Source organism: Variovorax sp. PBL-E5 (assembly GCF_901827185.1).
Classification (GTDB): Bacteria; Pseudomonadota; Gammaproteobacteria; order Burkholderiales; family Burkholderiaceae_C; genus Variovorax.
This window is the reverse complement of record NZ_LR594671.1, coordinates 5632501-5652866: the sequence shown is the minus strand read 5'-3', so window position 1 is coordinate 5652866 and position 20366 is coordinate 5632501. Positions and strand designations below refer to the sequence as shown.

Genomic DNA, 20366 nt, shown 5'->3' with positions numbered 1-20366 from the left:
CTCGGCCGATAAAATCCCGCGATGAGTTCCCGCCCTGCCATGGCCTCGACGGCCGAACCCGACGCGATGCTCGCGCGGGCGCGTATCACTTTCGACATCGAAGCCGAAGCCGTGCTGGGCCTCAAGCAACGTGTCGGCGTCAGCTTCGTCGACGCGGTGCGCAAGATCCTCGAGGTGCGCGGCCGCGTGGTGGTCATGGGCATGGGCAAGAGCGGCCACGTCGGCCGCAAGATCGCCGCCACGCTGGCGTCGACCGGCACCCCGGCGATGTTCGTGCACCCGGCCGAAGCGAGCCATGGCGACCTCGGCATGATCAAGTCGGTGGACCTCGTGCTGGCCATCTCCAACAGCGGCGAGGTCGAGGAACTCACGGTGATTCTTCCGGTCGTCAAGCGCCAGGGCGTCCCGCTCATCGCGATGACCGGCCGCGCCGACTCGACGCTGGCGCGCCACGCCGACATCGTGCTCGACAGCGGCGTCGAAAAGGAAGCGTGCCCGCTCAACCTCGCACCCACCGCCAGCACCACGGCGCAAATGGCGCTCGGCGACGCGCTGGCCGTTGCGCTGCTCGATGCACGCGGCTTCGGCACCGAGGATTTCGCGCGTTCGCATCCGGGCGGCGCGCTCGGCCGAAAGCTGCTGACCCACGTGAGCGACGTCATGCGCACCGGCGGCGAGGTGCCGCGCGTCGGTCCGGGCGCCAACGTGAGCGAACTCATGCGCGCGATGAGCATCCAGGGATTCGGCGCCGCCGCGGTGATGGAAGCCGACGGCCGGGCTGCGGGGATCTTCACCGACGGCGATCTGCGCCGGCTGGTCGAAGCCGGCGCCGACTTGCGTACGGCGACGGCGGCGACCGTGATGCATCGCTCGCCGCGAACGATCCGCGTCGACGCCCTGGCGGTGGAAGCAGCGGAGCTGATGGAGCAATACGGCATCACTCGCCTCTTCGTGACCGATGCCGCCGGCCTCCTCGTCGGTGCGCTCAACACCCACGACCTCATGCGCGCGAAGGTCATCTGATGCCGCTGGACTTCCGGGCCGAGACCTTGCTTGCCGCGCAGGACATCCGCGTCGCCTTCTTCGACGTCGACGGTGTTCTGACCGACGGCGGCGTCTACTTCAGCGAACACGGCGAGACGCTCAAGCGTTTCAGCATCCTCGACGGCTATGGCCTCAAACTGCTGCGCGAGGCCGGTATCGTGCCGGCGGTGATCACCGGCCGCGATTCGAAGCCGCTGCGCATTCGCCTGGAGGCGCTGGGCATCCAGCATGTGCGCTACGGCACCGAACACAAGCTGCCGGCCGCCGAGGCCATGCTCGCGTCGCTGGGTTTCAATTGGACGCAGGCGGCGGCGATCGGCGACGACTGGCCCGATCTGCCGGTGCTGGCACGCGTCGCGTTCGCGGCTGCGCCGGCCAATGCCCATGTCGAGGTGCGCGCCATCGCGCACCATGTGACGGCCGCACGCGGCGGCGAAGGTGCAGCGCGGGAATTCTGCGATCTGCTGCTCACGGCAGGCGGCCACTATCGGCGCTTGCTGGACCGCGCGCGGGGCCTCGCGGCATGAAGCAGATCCTGAATCTGCTGCGCGACGGCTTCGATCGCGTCACGATCTACCTGCCGATCATCGTGGCAGCTGCACTCGCGCTCGGTACCTACTGGCTGGTGCGCAACGCGCCGAGGCTGCTCGCGCCGGCGGCCAAGGAGGCGCCGACGCACGTGCCCGACTTCTTCATGCGCGGTTTTGTGATCAAGAACTTCCTGCCCAACGGCGATTTGCGCAGCGAGCTGTTCGGCAAGGAGGGGCGGCACTATCCCGACAGCGACACGCTGGAAGTGGACCAGGTGCGGATGCGTTCCGTCTCGCCCGAAGGCCTGGTCACGCACGCGACCGCCAACCGGGGCTTGTCCAATGGGGATGGCAGCGAGGTGCAGTTGTTCGGCAATGCGATCGTGGTGCGCGACGCCGCACTCGCGTCCGACGGCAAGGTGATGCCGCGGCTGGAGTTTCGCGGCGAATTCCTGCACGCGTTCCTGGACACCGAGCGGGTCAAGTCGAACAAGCCCGTCATCCTCACGCGGGGAACGGACCGGTTCACCGGCGACTCGCTGGATTTCGACAACCTGACCGGCGTCGCCAATCTGCATGGACGCGTCCATGGGCTCTTGATGCCACCCGCGGCCGCTGCGGGAACCAAGCCCTGACATGGACAACGGCGAGCGCACGGCGCCTCTTGTCTTCATCACCGGCGCGTCCAGCGGCATCGGCCAGGCGTTCGCGGCCCGGTTTCACGATGCCGGCTATCGACTCGCGCTGGTGGCCAGGCGCACCGGCGAAATCGATGCCTGGGCGAGCGCCCGCCGCATCGGCGCGGATCGCTATCGGATCTACGACGCGGACGTTGCGCAGACCGACAGCATCGTCGAGGCCGGCGTGGGGTGCATCGCCCAACAGGGCGTGCCGGACGTGGTGATCGCCAATGCCGGCATCAGCATCGGCGTCGACACGGCAGAGCGCTCTGATCTCGATGTGCTGGCGCAGACCTTCGCGACCAACAACGTGGGATTGGCCGCCACCTTCCATCCTTTCGTCGCGCGCATGGCCGAACGTGGGAGTGGCCGGCTGGTGGGCATCGGCAGTGTCGCGGCCATCCGCGGCCTGCCGGGCCACGGCGCCTATTGCGCCAGCAAGGCGGGCGTGGTCGCGTACTGCGAGAGCCTGCGTGGTGAATTGCGCGGCACCGGCGTGAAGGTCGTGACCCTTTGCCCCGGTTATGTCGACACGCCGCTCACGCAAGGCAATCGCTATGGCATGCCGTTCCTGATGCGTGCGGACGACTTTGCAGACCAGGCCTTTCGGGCGATCGAGGCCGGGTCGAGCTACCGGGTGATCCCTTGGCAGATGGGCGTGGTCGCCAAGCTCATGCGCATGCTGCCCAACGCCGTGTTCGACCGCGCACTGCAAGGCCGCGCGCGCAAGAAGCGTCGCGGCGAATGAGCACGCGTTCTCGCTGCGGCACGCCATGAAAAAAGGCTCCTGCAAGGAGCCTTTCGTGGGGACCGCATATCCACGGATTCAATAGCCGCTGTTGCCGCCGCCGTAGCCGCCACGACCGCCGCCGCCGCCACCACGGGGACCTGCACCGTAGGGACTGCGGAATCCGCCATCGCCGCCGCCACCGCCGCTGCGGCCGCCGCCATAACCGCCGCCACCACCACCGCCATAGCCGCCACCGCCGCCGCTGCGACCACCGCCGCCGCCGTAACCGCCACCACCGCTGCCGCCGCTGCCGCCGCTGCCGCCGCTGCCGCCGCCACCATAGCCACCACCGCCGCCGCCATAACCGCCGCCGCCGCTACGCGGAGGGCGGGCCTCCATGGGGCGCGCTTCGTTCACCACAACGCTGCGGCCGCCGAGCGGCTGGCCGTTCATGCCGTTGATGGCTGCTTGTGCTTCTGCATCGCTGCCCATTTCGACGAACCCGAAGCCCTTGGAGCGACCCGTGTCGCGCTCCATCATGACCTTGGCGCTCGTCACGGAGCCGAATTGCCCGAAGGCCTGCTCGAGATCACCGTCACGTACCGAGTAAGGCAGGTTACCGACGTACAGTTTGTTGCCCATCAAGGGACTCCTATAAACACATCAAGAAAAGCGATGGAGTCCCGATAGCACGACCCAAACGAAAACCGTCGAGTTGCGCGAAACTGACCGATCACCGAATCGCCGCCACAAGAAATTTGAAGGGAGGCTCGTGCATTATGGGTGAAATCTTCGCCATGCAAGTAAGAATTTGCCCCGGCCGCTGCCGCTCCAAAAATATAGTGGAAGCCAGTGCTTGCTTACCAACGAGGTGAGTGCTCGATGCCGTCGATCGGCGATGGCAGGGCGATCGCGGCGCCCGTACTGGCTGCTGCTGCCCGGTGTTTTTGCGCGCTGACCGAGTGCGAGCGCAGTGCCTCGGCCGCGCGACATATACTCTGCAAACGCGCCGATTTGCACCAGCTTGCGGGCGCTTAATAAATGCAGCTAAAGACGGATGCCGGACCCGGCTCGTTTTTGGCGAGGCCGGGTCTTTTCGTTCCATGTCGTTCATCGTCACTCCGCAATCGATGCAGTTTCCAGGCGTGCTCGCGTTGAGCAGCGGCGCGTCGATCAGCAACTACACGCTGGCCTATGAAACCTACGGCGAGCTCAACGCCGAGCGCAGCAACGCCGTGCTCGTCTGCCACGCGCTGAATGCGTCGCACCATGTGGCCGGGGTCTATGCGGGCCAGGAGAAGTCCGAGGGTTGGTGGGACAACATGATCGGCCCGGGCAAGCCGGTCGACACCAACCGGTTCTTCGTCATCGGCGTCAACAATCTCGGCTCCTGCTTCGGTTCCACCGGCCCGATGCACGTCAACCCCGAGACGGGCCGTGTCTACGGTGCCGACTTCCCCGTGGTCACGGTGGAGGACTGGGTCAACGCGCAGGCCGGCCTGCTCGATGCGCTCGGTATCGACAGCCTCGCTGCCGTGATGGGCGGCAGCCTTGGCGGCATGCAGGCGCTGTCATGGACCTTGCAATACCCCGAGCGCGTGCGGCACGCCGTCGTGGTGGCCAGTGCGCCCAGCCTGACGGCGCAGAACATTGCTTTCAACGAAGTCGCTCGCCGGGCCATCGTCACCGACCCCGATTTCAACGGCGGCCACTTCTACGAGCACGGCGTGGTGCCCAAGCGCGGACTGCGGATCGCCCGCATGATCGGCCACATCACCTACCAGAGCGACGACCTGATGAACGAGAAGTTCGGCCGTGCGCTGCGCAGCGCGGTCGAAGGCAGCGCCGCGAACACCGACTTCCTTTATTCGACCCAGGAGGTCGAATTCCAGATCGAAAGCTACCTGCGCTACAACGGCGACAAGTTCAGCGAATACTTCGACGCCAACACCTATCTGCTGATCACGCGCGCGCTCGACTACTTCGATCCCGCACGGGCGCACGGCGGCGAGCTCGGTGCGGCACTGGCCGAGGCGACGGCCCAGTTCCTCCTCGTGAGTTTCACCACCGACTGGCGGTTCTCGCCGGCGCGCAGCCGCGAGATCGTGAAGGCCTTGCTCGACAATCGCCGCAACGTGAGCTACGCGGAGATCGACGCACCCCACGGGCACGACGCCTTCCTGCTCGACGACGTGCGCTACATGGGCGTGGTGCGTTCGTACTTCGAACGCATCGGCAGGGAACTGGACGCCGCCGCACCAGCCCTGCCGCGGAGGGCAAAGGCATGAGCGATCTGGACACCCAGCATCTGATCGCACGGCTCGTGCCCGAGGGCGCTCGCGTGCTCGACCTCGGTTGCGGCGACGGCGCGCTGCTCGACCTGCTGCAGCGCGAACGCGGCTGCAGCGGCTACGGCGTGGAGATCGCCGACGGCAACGTGCTGCAATGCGTGCGGCGCGGCGTCGACGTGATCCAGCTCAACCTCGACGAAGGCCTTGCCCTGTTCGACGACGCCTCGTTCGACGTCGTGCTGCAGATCGACACGCTCCAGCATCTGCGCAACGCCGAAGTGATGCTGCGCGAGACCGCGCGTGTCGGGCGCATCGGCATCGTCGCGTTTCCCAACTTCGCGCACTGGCCCAACCGCATCAGCATCGCGCGCGGCCGCATGCCCGTGACGCGGCGCCTGCCCTACCAGTGGTACGACACGCCCAACATCCGCGTCGGCACCTTCAAGGATTTCGACGTGCTGGCCCGCAAGAATCAATTGCGGGTGCTCGACGCCTTCGGTCTGCAGGACGGACGCGAGGTGCGTTGGCTGCCCAATGCGCGTGCCAGCACGGCGGTGTTCAAGTTCGAGCGCGAGCGCGCCGCTTGACGGGGTCATTCGAGGAGCACGAAAGTTCGCACCGATCGCAAAGCAGATGTATTCAGTTACGCTTCTTGCGCAATGAAGTGCCGCGGCCCGTAAACGCCTTCTTACGATAGCCCTTTTGAGGAGCTACCCATTGGCCACACAGTCCCCCTTCTTCGGCAAGCGTGAACGCGAAGCCGATTCCCCCACCTCCCGCCCCGCGCCGCTCATGGGTTCCGGCACCAACCTTTCGGGCACCCCCGTCAGTCCTTCCGCACTGACGGCGCAGGCCGCCAATGCGGCAGCGAGCGTTGCGAAGGAAGGCGGCAGCAAGCTCACCGTCGGCCCCAACATCAAGCTCAAGGGTGTCGAGATCACGGATTGCGACACGCTGGTGGTGGAAGGCCTGGTCGAAGCGACGATGGATTCGCGCGTCATGCAGATCGCCGAGCAGGGTGCGTTCAAGGGCTCCGCCGACATCGACATCGCGGAGATCCGCGGCCTGTTCGACGGCAACCTCACGGTGCGCGAGAAGCTCGTCATCCATTCGACCGGCAAGGTCACGGGCAAGATCCGCTATGGCAAGATCGTCATCGAGGAAGGCGGCCAGCTGTCCGGCGAGATCAGCTTCGGCGCGTCGCCGGGCGGCAGCAGCAAGCCGGCGCTGCAAGCGGCTGCCTGAGGCCCCTCAGCCCAGGCGCTCGATCAAGGCACCCGCCGCGGCGGGTGCCTTTTCTTTTGCGCCGTTGATGAAGTACACGAAGACGTCGCGCTCCCGCACGGCACCGGCGGTCTTCTGTTCCTCCACGTGCGGCAATGCCTTCGGCTTGGCGCCGGCGGCCCAGGTCTTCGCGGCTTCGGCCCACGCGTCCAGCGCCTTCGGCGCATAGCCGTTCTTGTGCGCCGGATCGCTGTTCATCAGGCGCGCGTAGACGAAGTCGCCGGTCAGGTCGGCGAAGGACGGGAACTTGTCGGAGTCGGTGAAGACCGTCGCGACCTTGTGCTTGCGCGCGAGCGCGAGATAGTCGGGCGTCTTGAAGCTCTCGTGCCGCACGTCCAGCACGTGGCGCAGCAAATGGCTGCCCTCCTTCCTCGGCAGCAATTCGAGGAAGCCTGCGAGATCTTCCGCATCGAAAACCTTGGTCGGCATGAACTGCCAGAGGATCGGCCCGAGTTTGTTTCCGAGCTCGCCGATGCCACTGTCGACGAAGCGCGCGATCGATTCCCTGGCGGTCGACAGCTGCTTGCGGTTGGTGGAAAAGCGCGATGCCTTGAGCGAGAACACGAAGTCATCGGGCGTCTCGTCATGCCACTTCCTGAAGGTCGGTGGCTTGAAGGTGCTGTAGTAGGTGCCGTTGACCTCGATGGCCGTGACCTGGCGGCTGGCGTAGTTCAACTCCCGGGCATGAGGCAGGCCCTCGGGATAGAAGTTGTTGCGCCAGGGCTCGAAGGTCCAGCCACCGATCCCGACCCGAATGCGTGCGGATGATTTGCTCAAGAAGGACTCCGGATGATGCGTCGTCGAATCGCGCAGTGCGCATTCTGACTGCGAACCGCGCCGGCCGTGGCCATCGAAGGCCCTGCTGCGCGATCCCCCGGGAGGCACTAACATCGTTTCCCCACCCCGCGGAGAATTTTCATGAACGCCCCTCTCCACCGCGAGCTGCCTGCCGGGCTGCTCGATGCCGATCGCGCACTGGCCGATGTTTCGTCCCAATGGGACAAGGACATCCTCAAGCAACTCACCGCCTACATCGCCATTCCGGCGAAGTCGCCCGGTTTCGACAAGGAATGGGTCCAGCATGGTCACCTCGAGACCGTGCTGCAGAACGCCGCCAACTGGGTCGAGGCACAGAAGGTCGAGGGCCTGAAACTCGAGATCGTCCGCCTCGAAGGCCGCACGCCCGTGCTGTTCTTCGAAGTGCCCGCCACCGGCACCGATCTGAAGGAAACCGTGCTGATGTACGGCCACCTCGACAAGCAGCCCGAATTCACCGGCTGGCGCAACGACCTCGGGCCGTGGACACCGAAGTATGAAGACGGCCTGCTCTATGGCCGCGGCGGCGCGGACGACGGCTACGCGGTCTACGCGAGCGTGGCGGCGCTGCAGGCGCTCAAGGCGCAGGGCGCGGCGCATCCGCGCATCGTCGGGCTGATCGAGACCTGCGAAGAATCCGGCTCCTACGATCTGCTGCCGTATGTCGATGCACTGCGGCCGCGGCTCGGCGACGTCTCCCTCGTGATCTGCCTCGATTCCGGCGCCGGCAACTACGACCAGCTGTGGCTCACGACCTCGCTGCGCGGCATGGCCAGCGGCACGCTGAAAGTCGAGATCCTGACCGAAGGCATTCACTCCGGCGATGCCTCGGGCCTCGTTCCCTCGAGCTTCCGCATCATGCGGCAGGTGCTGGACCGCCTCGAGGACAGCAAGACCGGCCGCCTGCTGCCCGAGAGTTTTCATTGTGCGGTGCCGGCCGAGCGCCTCGCGCAGGCCAGGGCCACCGCGGCCATCCTCGGCGACGAGGTCTACAAGCGCTTCCCCTGGGCCCACTACGACTGCGGCGGATCGACGGCGTTCGCACTGCCCACCACCACCGACCCGGTGGAAGCGCTGATCAACCGCACCTGGAAGCCGACGCTGTCGGTCACCGGTGCCGAGGGCTTTCCGGCGCTGAAGGACGCGGGCAATGTGCTGCGCCCGTATACCGCGTTCAAGCTCTCGCTGCGCTTGCCGCCGCTGGTCGATGCCGCGCAGGCCGTGCAACAGCTCAAGACCCTGCTCGAAGACAACGCGCCCTATCAGGCCAAGGTCACTTTCGAAGGCGGCGGCGGCGCGACCGGATGGAACGCACCGGCCATCGAGCCCTGGTTCGAGCGCGCGCTCAACGCTGCGTCGCAGGCGCACTTCGGCTCGGGTTGCGGCTACATCGGCCAGGGCGGCACCATCCCGCTCATGAACATGCTGAGCGCCGGCTTCCCCAAGGCGCAGATGATGGTTTGCGGCGTGCTGGGACCGCGCAGCAATGCGCATGGACCGAACGAGTTCCTGCATGTGCCCTATGCGAAGAAGCTGACCGCCGCGGTGGCTGAAGTCATCGCCGCGCTGCCGGCCGCGCACGCCGCCGTCGCCGCTTGACATCGCAGCGCGCGCTGCGCACGCCGGACGGCGAGACGCTGGCGCTGCACGACTGGCCCGTGGCCGACACGCCAGCGAGAGCCGTCGTGCTGCTGGTGCACGGCCTGGGCGAACATGCGGGGCGCTACGGGCATGTGGCCGCGCGCCTCAATGCGTGGGGCTTCGCGGTGCATGCGGCCGATCATTGCGGCCATGGCGCATCGAGCGGCAGGCGCGGCGGTTTGCCCTCGGTGATGCGGCTGGTCGATGATCTTGCGCTCGTGGTCGACGACGTGCGTGCTTCCCATCCCGGCCTGCCGCTCGTGCTGCTCGGCCACAGCCTCGGCGGCTTGGTGGCGGCGAGCTTCGTGGGGCGCGCCGTGCGCCCGGTCGATGGCCTGGTGCTCTCCTCGCCGGGACTGGATGCTGGGCTCAGTGCGTTCCAGAAACTGCTGGTTGCCGTTCTTTCGCGTGTTGCACCGGGTCTTCGCGTCGGCAACAGCCTCGACGGCAACTACCTTTCGCACGACCGCGCGGTCGTGCAGGCCTATCGCGACGATCCGCTGTGCCATGACCGCATCGGTGCGCGCCTCGCGCGTTTTCTCGCCGATGAAGGCGCCGTCGTCCAGGCGGCCGCGCCGCGATGGCAGGTGCCCACGCTGCTGCTCTATGCTGGCGACGATCGGCTCGTTCGGCCTGCGGGAAGTCGCGCATTCGCGGCCGCAGTGCCGGCATGCTTCATCGAGGCGGTCTGCTTCCAGCACCTGTACCACGAGATCTTCAACGAGCAGGATGCCGAACCGGTATTCGCGAAACTCGGGCAATGGCTGCAAGCGCGCTTCACGCTTCGTGGTCTTGGAAATTAGCCGTCAAGCTGAAGCCGCCATGGATGTTCGCCGTGCGAAAACCGGCGCGACCGCCATCAGCGTGTTTCGGGCTGTGTTGAAGACGACGCAAAAAGCAATTCCTGTTCATGTGGCGAGAGACCGAGCGTAGTGGCGGCCCACGCCGAGTGACGCAACGCCAGCAGTAGCGGCTTTGCGAGCGAAGAATCTGGCAAGAAGTCAATGCACTACATCCGCCAGTACAGAAAAAATGCGCAACCGCGGTGATGAAAGTGCGGCGACTCACGTCGACGGCGCCGCGAACTTTGACGATTCAGCAGCACTGCTTGCCTTTGAGTAGCCAATGTCCAATGCGAGCCCAACGCGTGACCGACGCGCATCAACACGGGACATGCGGTTCGGTCATGCGAAGAGGAATATCGTCGGTCGATTGCTTTGGCATGAGGCTGCATGCCATGTCGATCCATTCCCGAATCATTTGTTGATCGCCAACGTCGATGCGTCGCGTCAGACGATCCACCGTGTAGATGATCTTGTCATTGGTCAAGCGGTCCTGCTTGTATGCATCCAGCAAGTAGGCGAGCAGGAACTGCAGGTTTCTATAGTCGGCCTCGCTTCAGCTGGCGGCGCTAGCGGCCGTGCGCCGCTGCATGGCAAGCCACCACAGCGACAGGCCGGTCAGCACCACCGGCAGCAGCGAGCCGAAATTCAGCAGCCGCCAGCCCTGCGTCGTGACCAGCACGCCCGAGGCGAACGAACTCACCGCCAGCGTCGCGAACACGCAGAAGTTCAGCGCACCTTGCGCCCGATCCTTCTCTTCCGCGCTGTAGGCGGTGAGCGAGAGCGTGGTGCTGCCTGTGAAGAGGAAATTCCAGCCGACGCCGAGCATGAACAGCGCGATCAGGAACTGATGCAGGTCCACGCCCGAGAGCGCGACCGCGATGCAGCCGAGGTTCAGCGCCAGGCCCGCGCCCATCACGGGCAGCGCGCCGACGCGGCGGATCAGATGCCCGGTGAAGAAGCCCGGTGCGAACATGCCGATCACGTGCCACTCGAGCACCAGCGCGACCTTGTCGAAGGGCAGGCTGCAGATCTGCATGGCGATCGGCGTCGCGGCCATCAGCAGGTTCATGACGCCGTAGCCGAGCGCGCCCGCTGCCGCGGCGACGATGAACACGGGCTGACGCATGATCTCGGCCAGCGGACGGCCTCCTGCCGTTGCGCTGCGAGCCGGCGGCGGCGGGAATTCGATGAACTGCATCACGCCCATCGAGAGCAGCGCGACCACGGCGAGCGCGAGGTACGCGCCCGCGAAGGGCACGACGAACCAGCCGCGTGCAACAGCCGCGAGATTCGGCCCCAGCACCGCACCGATCAGCCCGCCGGCCATCACGAGCGAGATGGCCTTTTCGCGCCAGTCGGGCGTGGCGAGTTCCGCAGCGGCAAAACGATAGAGTCCGGCGTTGGCGTTGTAGTAGCCGGCCACCACCGTCGCGAAGCACAGCAGGCCGAAGTTCTTCCAGAACGCCGCCAGCGCGCACAGCAGCGCCGAACCCAGCGCCACCGCCAGGCCGATCTGGAACGAGCGTCGCCGCCCGAAGCGTCGCTGCGTGCGCGACACCAGGCCGGTGGCGAGCGCGCTGCCGACCACGTAGCCCATGACCGGCAAGGTGGCCATCCAGCCGTGCGGCGCCAGCCCCAGCCCGACCAGGCCATTGATCGCGATGAAGGTGACGTTGTTGGTCAGGAACAGGCCCTGGCAAACGGCGAGCAGCCAGAGGTTGCGGTTCATGAAGGCGCGTTGGCGGTGGTCAGAAAAAAGGCGCCTTGCGGCGCCGGGAGCATGCCTGCGGCGATTCGCCGCGCGGCACCCGTCTCAGTCAGCCCTTCTGCAGCAGGCCGCTGAGCGAAGACAGCAGATCCTCGTGGTTGCCGAGGCCTTCGGCCGGAACCTGGCCGTGCGGCGTGAGGTGATCGATCAGCGTCGGCAGCATCGTGGCCAGCATCGGCAGCAGCGTCGCAGGGTTGACGCCCAGCTTTTGCGCGATGCCCGAGACCACGTCGCTGCCCAGCGCGGCATGCAGCTGGTCGCCGGAGATCGGCGCGTTCTCGCCCTTGCCGATCCACGACTGGATCACATTGCCCATCCCGGCCTGCTCGAACTTCGAGACCAGGCCACCGAGGCCGCCTTGCTCGCCGTTGTTGGCGAGCAGCCCGCCGAGTGCGCCTGCGAGGCCCCCCAGGTCACCGAGCCCGCCGGCGCTGCCCAGGCTCCCCACACCGCCGGGTCCGGCCGGTTGCTGACCGCCGCCGAGCACTTGTCCGAGAACCGAATCGAGCAATCCCATGATGGACTCCTGAAGATGAAAGGAAGAAAAAGGTGAGACGAGAAAAAACTACTTCGGCCGCGCGGCCCGCCTGGGCAGCAAGGGTTCGCTCACGCCCTGGACGCCGACCAGGCCGAGCACGGTCGCCAGTGCATTCTGCGCGCCCATCCATCCGTCTGTCACGTCGATCCATTCGGACAGCGCGTGAAAGCCGCCGGTCTTGCCGCCGCCGCCGATGATGATGGCCGGGATCCCGAGGGCCATCGGCACGTTGGCATCGGTGCTCGCGCCGGTCAGCAGCGTCTTGTGGCCGAAGGCGCTGTTCGAGCGGACGGCGGCCTCGACGATCACCGAGTCGGCCTGCGTGCGACCGCCCGGGCGGTCGCCGATCAGCCTGGTGGAGACGCTGAGCGTGTTGACGTTCCAGCGTTTGTTTTCCTCGGCCACGCCTTCGTCGATCGCGGCCAGCACTTTCTTTTCGGTGTCCAGCAGCGCGCCCATCTCGTCGGAGCGGATGTCGACCGCCATGCGCGCATCGGGCGCGATGGTGTTGACCGAGGTGCCGCCGCTCACGGTGCCGACGGTGAAGGTGGTCTTCGGAAAGCTGGGCGTGCGGATGTCTGCGATCCTGGCGATCGCGCGGCCCATGCCGTGGATCGCGCTGGGCACCTGGCCGAAGGCGCCGTAGCTGTGGCCTCCGGGTCCCTTGAAGCTGACCTCGTAGCGATGGCTCGCGGTGCCCAGGACCAGCACGGTGCCGTCGGCCGCCGGCTCGATGCCGACCATGCCGTCGATGTCGGGATGGTCGCGAAAGATGGCCTTCATGCCGCGCAGATTGCCGAGCTCTTCCTCGCCCACGTCGCCGACGACCAGCAGGTCGCCCACCGTCTGCACCTTGTTGTCGTTGAGCACCTTGAGCCACGAGAGCAGCACCGACAGCCCGCGCGTGTCGTCCGAGATGCCGGGCGCATAGAGCTTGCCGTCGCGCTCCTTCACCTTGACGTCGGTGCCGGCGGGAAAGACGGTGTCGAGGTGCGCCGAGATCAGCAGCCGGGGTCCGTTGCCGCTGCCCTTGCGCAAGCCGACGACGTTGCCTTCGGCGTCGATCCTGGCGTCGGTCAGACCGACCGCCTTCATGCGCGCGAGAAAGGCCTCAGCGCGCTTCTGTTCCTTGAAGGGTGGCGCCTCGATCTCAGTGAGCATCCGCAGGTCTTCGATCGAGCGCGCGTGATCGGCCTTGACCGCCTCGAGCAGTTGCTTGATGGCCGGGGCGGCGAGGAGTTGCGCGTACGTCTGGTCGACCACGGGCTTGAGCTGCGCGGGCGTCGGCGCCACCGCCGATCCCTGGGCGTGAACGGCACTCGCTGCGCAGAGCGCCGTGAAGAGCACGCAGGCGAGGCGCGGTGAAGCGAGGCGGTGGGACATGCGCGGTGCAGTGTGACGGGGCCAGATGAAAGCGCGATGAAGCATCTGATCACTGACCCGCGAGCAGTGCAAGTGCCGCCAGCGCCGCGGTTTCGGCGCGCAGCACGCGCGGGCCGAGCGTGCGCGGCGCGAAGCCGCGCGCGAGGGCATCCTTCTCTTCGGCGGGGCTGAGCCCGCCTTCGGGGCCGCTGAGCAGGCACGTGCCGCGCCCCGCGATGCCGAGCGCTTCATCGTGGATGCCGCCCAGGCTGTGCGCGCCATCGGCCAGGCTCAGCACGAAGCGTTCGGCATCGGCCGGCGGCATGTCGATCCAGCTGGCCAAGGTCCGCACCGGGTGGATGTGCGGCACGCGGTTGCGTCCGCACTGCTCGCAGGCGGCAATGGCGATCGCTTCCCAGTGCACGCGCTTCTTCTCCGCGCGCTCGCCTGCGAGGCGCAGCACGCCGTGCGCGGTCATCAGCGGCTGGATGCTGGCGGCGCCCAGTTCGGTGGCCTTCTCGACCAGCCAGTCCATGCGCTCGTTGGCCGGCATGCCGACCGCCAGGTGCACAGCGCGCGGTGTCTCGCGTTCGACCGCGCTGTGGGCACCGACCCGCACGGCCACCTCGCTGCGTCCCATGCGCTCGACCGTCGCCGCATATTCACCGCCTGCGCCGTCGAAGAGCGTCAGTGCATCGCCGGGCTGCATTCGAAGCACCTGCACGTGGCGCGCGGCGCCGGGCGGCAGCGTCAATGCGCTGTCGGCGGCGAGCGCCACGGCGCAATGAAAGCGCGGCGTCACACCCGCCCGTAGGCAAATCCGCTCGCGGCCTGCGTGCCTTCGATCTCGTCGATCGCGCGCAGGAGCGGCGTGAGCTCGTGGTAGCGGCTGGCGGTGGCGCGGATGTAGGCGATGAAGCGCGGCGTATCGGCCAGGTACTTCGGCTTGCCGTCACGCAGCGTGAGGCGCGCGAAGATGCCGGCGACTTTCAGATGGCGTTGCAGGCCCATCCATTCGACGGCGCGATAGAAGACGCCGAAGTCCTCGTCGACGGGCAAGCCCGCGCGACGCGCCTGCTCCCAGTAGCGCACCGTCACGTCGAGCACGAACTCTTCGTCCCAGCTGAGAAAGGCATCGCGCATCAGGCTCGCGATGTCGTAGGTGATGGGGCCGTACACGGCATCCTGGAAATCCAGCACGCCCGACAGTACGCCGCCGGTCACCATGAGATTGCGCGGCATGAAGTCGCGGTGCACGTACACGCGCGGTGCGGCGAGGTTGCTCTCGACGATCAACCTGAAGCTGCGCTCCAGCCGTTCCTGCAGGCGGCCTTCCACGCGCAGGCCGCGGTGCTGCGTGACGTACCACTGCGGAAAGAGCGCCAGCTCGCGCTCCAGCAGGGCCCGATCGTAGGGCGGCAGGACGTCCGGCTTCGACGCGAGCTGCCAGCGGATCAGCGCATCGATGGCCTCGGCATAGAGAGGTCGCGCGGCACCGGGGGCTTCCGGATCGATCACGTCGAGCATCGTCTCGCGGCCCAGGTCGTCCAGCAGCAGGAAGCCGTGCGCCGAATCCCATGCCAGCACCTGCGGCGCCGTGACGCCCGCCTGGGCCATCAGCTGCGCGACCTGGACGAAGGGCGCGCTGTTTTCCTGGGCCGGCGGCGCGTCCATCACGATGCGGGTGCCCGCGTCGCTCGTGTCGATGCGGAAATAGCGCCGGAAGCTCGCATCGGCCGATGCCAGGCGCACCGTGCCGGGCAGCAGGCGATGGGGTGCGGCAAGGCCCTCAATCCAATGCGCGAAGGCCTGCTCGCGGGCCGGATCGCTCCAGAGCGGCGGCGACGCCGCCGGCGCAAGGAAAGGAGGTGCGGCGCCGTTGGCCGGGGTCGGGGAGGCTGTCATGGATAATCAATTCTACAAATCCGCCTGTGCGGGCTTCCTTTCAGCGCCCGGCCCTCTGGCGCCCGTTCCTTCCTGACGACATCCGTTTCTTATCGATGCCTGACCTGACCCGAGCCGCCTGGCGCCGGTGCTGCCCGCCCTTGCCGCTGGCCGTGCTGTCGCTTGCACTGCTGCACGCGCATGGCGCGCTGGCGCAGGACGCCGTTCTGGATGCGCCGCTGGTCCTCAAGCGGACGCCGCAGCTCACCGAAACCATTCCGCAGACCCAGCGCGGCGAGCTGCCCAGCTTCGTCGACGGCGACCGTATTTCCGGCCGGCCCGATCTGGAGACAACGGTCGAGGGCAACGCGTCGCTGCGCCGCGGCGACACCGTCATCCGTGCCGACCGGCTCGAGTACTACCAGCCCGACGATCTCGCCAAGGCCCATGGCAACGTGCATGTGAATCAGGCCGGCAATACCTACGAAGGGCCCGAGCTCCAGCTCAAGCTCGAAACTTTCGAAGGCTTCTTCAACAAGGTCCACTACCGCTTCCTGGCCACCGGCGGAGAAGGCGATGCGGATCGGATCGACTTCGTCGACAGCAACGTCTCGGTGGCCCGACACGCCACCTACACCACCTGCCGGCGCGAGGACTTTCCAGGCTGGATGCCTGCCTGGCTATTGACCGCGGCCACCCTCACCACCGACACCGAAGAGAACGTCGGCGTGGCCACGGACGCACGCCTGAGTTTCATGGGCATCAGCACGCCGCCGTTTCCGTCGCTGAGCTTCCCGCTGAGCAACGACCGCAAGAGCGGGCTGCTGCCGCCCACCATCGGCATCGACAGCGTCAACGGCATCGACATCACGCAGCCGTACTACTGGAACATCGCGCCCAATCGCGATGCGACCTTCTATCCCGAGCTGATGAGCAAGCGCGGCGTCAACATCGGCAGCGAATTCCGTTACCTGGAAGACAAGTACCAGGGCAACGTGCGCATCGACTACATGCCGTCCGACACCTTGCCGCTGTCTCGCTACAACGATTCGCTGCGCACCTACTACAACAACCTGTCGAACGGTACGGCGACCACCGCGAATGCGCCCTCGTCCACCTTGCCCGGCAGCAATCGCTGGGGCATCTGGACGCACCACCAGCAGACCTTCGATCCCAAGCCCTTCGACCTGGATTCGCTCACCGGCACGCTCAACATCAACCGGGTGAGCGACAACGACTACTGGCGCGACTTCACCCGCACGCCGTCCCTCACGCAGCGGCTGCTGTCGAACGATGCCGCGCTCAACTGGGTCAAGGGCGACTGGAGCGGCGCCTTTTCGGCCCAGAGCTATCAAACGCTGCAGTACGACCTGGCGCCGATCGTTCCGCCCTACGACAAGCTGCCCGAGATCAGCGCCAACTACACCAAGTACGACTGGCACGGGCTCGACCTTTCGCTCAAGACCGACTACTCGCGCTTTCGCGGCGATCCTGTGATACAGGGTCAGCCCAACGGCGATCGCGAATTCGCACAGCTCTCGGTCAGCCGGCCTTTCCTGACGCCGGGCACCTTCATCATCCCGAAGGTGATGTTGAACGCGACCGCCTACCAGTTCGAGGCGCAATCGCCCGGGCAGCTCGCGCAGGAAGCGACGCAGCTCGGACACCCTGGCCTTCAGCCGGGCAGCTCGGCAACCCGCGTGCTGCCGACCTTCAGCCTGGACAGCGGCATGGTCTTCGAGCGCGACGCGACCTTCTTCGGTCGCGCCTTCCGCCAGACGCTGGAACCGCGCGCCTTCTACGTCTACACGCCCTATCGCAACCAGAGCAACCTGCCGAACTACGATTCGGCGGCCAACGACTTCAATTTCGCGACGGTCTACACGGAGAACGCGTTCTCCGGCAACGACCGCATCTCCGACACCAACGTGCTCACGCTGGGCGTGACATCCCGCCTGATCGACCCCGACACCGGCGCCGAGGCCGCGCGTTTCGGCATCGCCCAGCGCCTGCGCTTCAGCGACCAGCGCGTCACGCTGCCGGCCGCTGCCGGGCAGGCGGCGACGCTGCCGGTGACCGATCGCGCCAGCGACCTGCTGCTGGGCGCCCAGATCAACTGGACGCCGAAGTGGAGCCTCGACACCACCGTCCAGTACAACGCGGACAACCGCACCTCGTCGCGCCAGGCGATCACGGCGCGCTACAACCCGAGCCAGTACCACAACCTCTCGGCGACCTACAACTACCAGGCCAACAGCTCGGCGGCGGTCGTCGACGGCGACAAGTCATTCGATGTCAGCTGGCAATGGCCGCTCAACGATCTGTGGGGCGACAAGGGCAAGGATCTTGGCCCTGGGCGCGGCCAGGGCGGCGGGCGCTGGTATTCGGTCGGCCGCCTCAACTACAGCATGCTCGATCGCAAGCTCACCGACGGTGTGATCGGCGTCGAATACGACGGCTGTTGCTGGATCGGACGCATCGTGCTGGAACGCATCACCACCGGCCAGATCACAGCCAGTACGCGCCTGATGTTCCAGATCGAGTTCGTCGGTTTCGCGAGCGTCGGCTCGAGCCCCTTGCGGACCCTGACCCAGAACATCCAGCGTTATCAGCCCTTGCGTTCGCCGATCGCCGCGCCGAGCCGCTTCACCAATTACGACTGAGCCCCGCCATGAACAACATCCGCTTCCCGCTGACCCTGGTCTGCCTTGCAGCGCTGGCCGCCTCATCCCTTGCGCAGGGCCAGGGATTGCGTCCCGGCATGGGCATCACGGACATCATGCGTGCCGGACCACGCCTCGGCCCGCCCTCGACCGCGCCGCGGTCGTCTGCTGCGGCGACCGGCACGCCGGTGCAGCGCTCGGCCGAATACATCGTCGCGCTGGTCAACTCGGAGCCGATCACCAACACCGAAGTGCAGACGCGCCTGACGCGCATCCTGAAGGAAAATCCCGAGGCCGAGCGCATGCCGCGGCCCGAGCTCACGCGCCTGGTGCTCGAGCGGCTGATCGCGGAGCGCGCGCAGCTTCAGGCGGCGAAGGATGTCGGCATCAAGGTCGACGAACTCGCGATCGACCAGGCCGAACAGACCGTCGCGCGACAGAACCAGATTTCCATGGTCGAGCTGCAGCGCCGCGTGGGTGAAGAAGGCATCTCGGTGAAGTCCTTCCGCAACGACCTGCGCGACCAGCTCCTGTTGACACGGCTGCGCGAGCGCGAAGTCGAGTCCAAGGTCAAGGTCAGCGACGTCGAGGTCGACCAGTTCATCCGTGATCAGCGCAGCGGCACCAATGCAGCGGTGCCGCCGGACATCAACATCGCGCAGGTGCTGATCGCGGTGCCCGAGGACGCCAGCGATGCACAGGTGGCGACCTTGCAGCAACGCGCCCAGAGCGTGGCGCAGCGTGCCCGCGCCGGCGAAGACTTTGCCAAGCTCGCGCAGGAGCTCTCCGATTCGCCGGACCGCGCGAACGGCGGCGCGCTCGGCATGCGCAGCGCCGAGCGCTACCCGACGCTCTTCGTGGATGCGACGCAGTCGACACCGGTCAATGGCATCGTGGGGCCGATCCGCTCGGGCGCGGGATTCCATGTGCTCAAGCTGCTTGCCAAGAGCCAGCCCGGCGCAAGCGATGCGATCGTCACCCAGACCGAGGTGCGCCACATCCTGCTGCGCAATGACCCCAAGCGCACCACGGCGCAGGCCGTCGCGCAGCTGGCCGAATTCAAGGAGCGGCTGCAGAAGGGCACCGCCGACTTCGCCAGTCTGGCGCGAGACAATTCGCAGGATGCCAGCGCCAAGGAAGGCGGCGATCTGGGCTGGTCGCGCCCCGGCCAGTTCGTGCCCGAGTTCGAGGAAGCCATGAACCGCCTGGCGCCCGGCCAGATCAGCGATCCGGTGGTGTCGCGCTTCGGCGTGCACCTGATCCAGGTGGTGGCGCGGCGCGAAGCGAAGCTCAGCCAGACCGAGCAGCGCGAGGCCGCCCGCGCGGTGCTGCGTGACAAGAAGATCGACGAAGCCTTCGAGGCCTGGGCGCAGGAAGTGCGCGCGCGGGCCTACGTCGAATACCGCGACCCGCCGCAATCCTGATGCGTCCGCCGGCGTGAAACACATCGCGCGCAAGCGCTTCGGCCAGCATTTCCTGACCGACGCCGGCATCATCGATGCGATCGTGCGCGCGATCGCGCCGCAGCCGGGCGATGCCATGGTCGAGATCGGCCCGGGCTTGGCCGCGCTCACGCAGCCGCTGGTGGAGCGCCTGGGCCGGCTTACGGTGATCGAACTGGACCGCGATCTGGCGCAGCGTCTGCGGGCCCACGGTCAGCTCGAGGTGATCGAATCCGACGTGCTGAAGGTCGACTTCGCGGCATTGGCCGCTGCAACAGACGGCAGCCAAGGAACGAAGCTGCGGGTGGTGGGCAATCTTCCCTACAACATCTCGACGCCGATCCTGTTCCACCTTCTGGGGTTCGCCCGTCTGATCGCCGACCAGCACTTCATGCTGCAAAAGGAGGTCATCGACCGCATGGTGGCCCGGCCGGCCACATCGGACTACAGCCGTCTGAGCGTGATGCTGCAATGGCGCTACGCGATGGAGAACGTGCTGTTCGTCCCGCCAGAAAGCTTCGAGCCGCCGCCGCGCGTCGACAGCGCGGTGATCCGCATGGTGCCGCTCGCCGATCCGCCGCAGCTCGATGCGGCGCGACTCGGCGAGATCGTCCAGGTGGCCTTCAGCCAACGCCGCAAGCTGCTGCGGCATACGCTGGGCAAGTGGCTGGATACGCATGACTTCGCCGGCAGCTTCGACACGCAGCGGCGCGCTGAGGAAGTGCCCGTGGCCGAATACGTAGCCTTGGCACAGACCGTCACCGCATAAAAAAGCCCCGCATCGCGGGGCTTTTTAGTTCCAGGGGCACCGCCGATCCGGCTCAGCCGGTCGACCGGTGCCGCCCCCA

General features: G+C 66.7%; 20 protein-coding genes. 12 read left to right on the top strand and 8 right to left on the bottom strand.

Annotated features, from left to right (window positions below; translation table 11 throughout):
* The first annotated feature begins 21 nt into the window (after positions 1 to 21).
* From WDLP6_RS27410 to WDLP6_RS27395, 4 genes are read left to right on the top strand one after another with little or no spacing between them, the layout of a single operon-like run.
* A complete protein-coding gene (locus WDLP6_RS27410; protein ID WP_162570276.1) occupies positions 22 to 1023 on the top strand; it encodes a KpsF/GutQ family sugar-phosphate isomerase in 1002 nt (333 codons plus the stop codon).
* Positions 1023 to 1571, top strand: coding sequence for a KdsC family phosphatase (locus tag WDLP6_RS27405; RefSeq protein WP_162594905.1), 549 nt, complete (start codon positions 1023 to 1025; stop codon positions 1569 to 1571). The genes WDLP6_RS27410 and WDLP6_RS27405 overlap by 1 nt, the downstream gene beginning before the upstream one ends.
* Positions 1568 to 2209 (top strand): LPS export ABC transporter periplasmic protein LptC, encoded by a 642-nt coding sequence (gene lptC / locus WDLP6_RS27400; protein WP_162570274.1) that lies wholly within the window; start codon positions 1568 to 1570, stop codon positions 2207 to 2209. Before WDLP6_RS27405 ends, lptC begins: the two co-directional genes overlap by 4 nt.
* A 1-nt stretch (position 2210) precedes the next feature.
* On the top strand, positions 2211 to 3002 hold the full coding sequence (locus WDLP6_RS27395) for an SDR family oxidoreductase (protein ID WP_162594904.1): 792 nt from the start codon (positions 2211 to 2213) through the stop codon (positions 3000 to 3002).
* A 78-nt stretch (positions 3003 to 3080) separates the two neighbouring features.
* On the opposite strand, the gene WDLP6_RS27390 is transcribed toward WDLP6_RS27395, so the two are convergent.
* On the bottom strand, positions 3081 to 3626 hold the full coding sequence (locus WDLP6_RS27390) for an RNA recognition motif domain-containing protein (RefSeq protein WP_162594903.1): 546 nt from the start codon (positions 3624 to 3626) through the stop codon (positions 3081 to 3083).
* A 461-nt stretch (positions 3627 to 4087) separates the two neighbouring features.
* Here WDLP6_RS27390 and metX point away from each other — a divergent pair, with 461 nt between their 5' ends.
* The 3 genes from metX (at position 4088) to WDLP6_RS27375 (ending at position 6520) form a co-directional block, all read left to right on the top strand.
* On the top strand, positions 4088 to 5272 hold the full coding sequence (gene metX, locus WDLP6_RS27385; RefSeq protein ID WP_162594902.1) for a homoserine O-succinyltransferase MetX: 1185 nt from the start codon (positions 4088 to 4090) through the stop codon (positions 5270 to 5272).
* On the top strand, positions 5269 to 5862 hold the full coding sequence (metW, locus tag WDLP6_RS27380) for a methionine biosynthesis protein MetW (protein ID WP_162594901.1): 594 nt from the start codon (positions 5269 to 5271) through the stop codon (positions 5860 to 5862). The genes metX and metW overlap by 4 nt, the downstream gene beginning before the upstream one ends.
* Before the next feature lie 130 nt (positions 5863 to 5992).
* Positions 5993 to 6520: a bactofilin family protein gene (locus WDLP6_RS27375; RefSeq protein WP_162570269.1), complete on the top strand. Its 528-nt coding sequence runs from the start codon at positions 5993 to 5995 to the stop codon at positions 6518 to 6520.
* A 6-nt stretch (positions 6521 to 6526) separates the two neighbouring features.
* Here the strand turns inward: WDLP6_RS27375 and WDLP6_RS27370 are convergent, their stop codons facing one another.
* A complete protein-coding gene (locus WDLP6_RS27370; protein WP_162594900.1) occupies positions 6527 to 7336 on the bottom strand; it encodes a DUF72 domain-containing protein in 810 nt (269 codons plus the stop codon).
* Positions 7337 to 7477: 141 nt separating this feature from the next.
* Between WDLP6_RS27370 and WDLP6_RS27365 the strand changes: the two genes are divergently transcribed.
* The gene (locus WDLP6_RS27365) at positions 7478 to 8974 is read left to right on the top strand and encodes a M20 family metallopeptidase (protein ID WP_162594899.1); all 1497 of its coding nucleotides are present in this window, start codon (positions 7478 to 7480) and stop codon (positions 8972 to 8974) included.
* A complete protein-coding gene (locus WDLP6_RS27360) occupies positions 8971 to 9819 on the top strand; it encodes an alpha/beta hydrolase (RefSeq protein ID WP_162594898.1) in 849 nt (282 codons plus the stop codon). Before WDLP6_RS27365 ends, WDLP6_RS27360 begins: the two co-directional genes overlap by 4 nt.
* Positions 9820 to 10177: 358 nt before the next feature.
* On the opposite strand, the gene WDLP6_RS27355 is transcribed toward WDLP6_RS27360, so the two are convergent.
* The 6 genes from WDLP6_RS27355 to WDLP6_RS27330 all read right to left on the bottom strand — a co-directional run bounded on the left by WDLP6_RS27355 (position 10178) and on the right by WDLP6_RS27330 (position 15434).
* Complete coding sequence (locus WDLP6_RS27355; protein ID WP_162594897.1) at positions 10178 to 10345, bottom strand: hypothetical protein; 168 nt, start codon at positions 10343 to 10345, stop codon at positions 10178 to 10180.
* A gap of 69 nt (positions 10346 to 10414) precedes the next feature.
* Positions 10415 to 11590 carry an MFS transporter gene (locus tag WDLP6_RS27350; protein ID WP_162594896.1) on the bottom strand — a complete coding sequence of 392 codons (1176 nt, stop codon included), beginning with the start codon at positions 11588 to 11590 and terminating at the stop codon, positions 10415 to 10417.
* An 88-nt stretch (positions 11591 to 11678) separates the two neighbouring features.
* A complete protein-coding gene (locus WDLP6_RS27345) occupies positions 11679 to 12146 on the bottom strand; it encodes a YidB family protein (protein WP_162570264.1) in 468 nt (155 codons plus the stop codon).
* A gap of 48 nt (positions 12147 to 12194) precedes the next feature.
* Positions 12195 to 13550: a M20/M25/M40 family metallo-hydrolase gene (locus WDLP6_RS27340; RefSeq protein WP_162594895.1), complete on the bottom strand. Its 1356-nt coding sequence runs from the start codon at positions 13548 to 13550 to the stop codon at positions 12195 to 12197.
* 49 nt (positions 13551 to 13599) lie between these two features.
* Positions 13600 to 14331: a 16S rRNA (uracil(1498)-N(3))-methyltransferase gene (locus tag WDLP6_RS27335; protein WP_162594894.1), complete on the bottom strand. Its 732-nt coding sequence runs from the start codon at positions 14329 to 14331 to the stop codon at positions 13600 to 13602.
* Positions 14328 to 15434: an aminoglycoside phosphotransferase family protein gene (locus tag WDLP6_RS27330; RefSeq protein ID WP_162594893.1), complete on the bottom strand. Its 1107-nt coding sequence runs from the start codon at positions 15432 to 15434 to the stop codon at positions 14328 to 14330. The genes WDLP6_RS27335 and WDLP6_RS27330 overlap by 4 nt, the downstream gene beginning before the upstream one ends.
* Before the next feature lie 95 nt (positions 15435 to 15529).
* Between WDLP6_RS27330 and WDLP6_RS27325 the strand changes: the two genes are divergently transcribed.
* From WDLP6_RS27325 to rsmA, 3 genes are read left to right on the top strand one after another with little or no spacing between them, the layout of a single operon-like run.
* Positions 15530 to 18076 (top strand): LPS-assembly protein LptD, encoded by a 2547-nt coding sequence (locus WDLP6_RS27325; protein WP_162594892.1) that lies wholly within the window; start codon positions 15530 to 15532, stop codon positions 18074 to 18076.
* 8 nt (positions 18077 to 18084) lie between these two features.
* The gene (locus tag WDLP6_RS27320) at positions 18085 to 19500 is read left to right on the top strand and encodes a peptidylprolyl isomerase (protein ID WP_162594891.1); all 1416 of its coding nucleotides are present in this window, start codon (positions 18085 to 18087) and stop codon (positions 19498 to 19500) included.
* Positions 19501 to 19513: 13 nt separating this feature from the next.
* Entirely contained in the window at positions 19514 to 20287 is a 774-nt protein-coding gene (rsmA, locus tag WDLP6_RS27315; protein WP_162594890.1) for a 16S rRNA (adenine(1518)-N(6)/adenine(1519)-N(6))-dimethyltransferase RsmA, read from the top strand.
* The last annotated feature ends 79 nt before the right edge of the window (positions 20288 to 20366 follow it).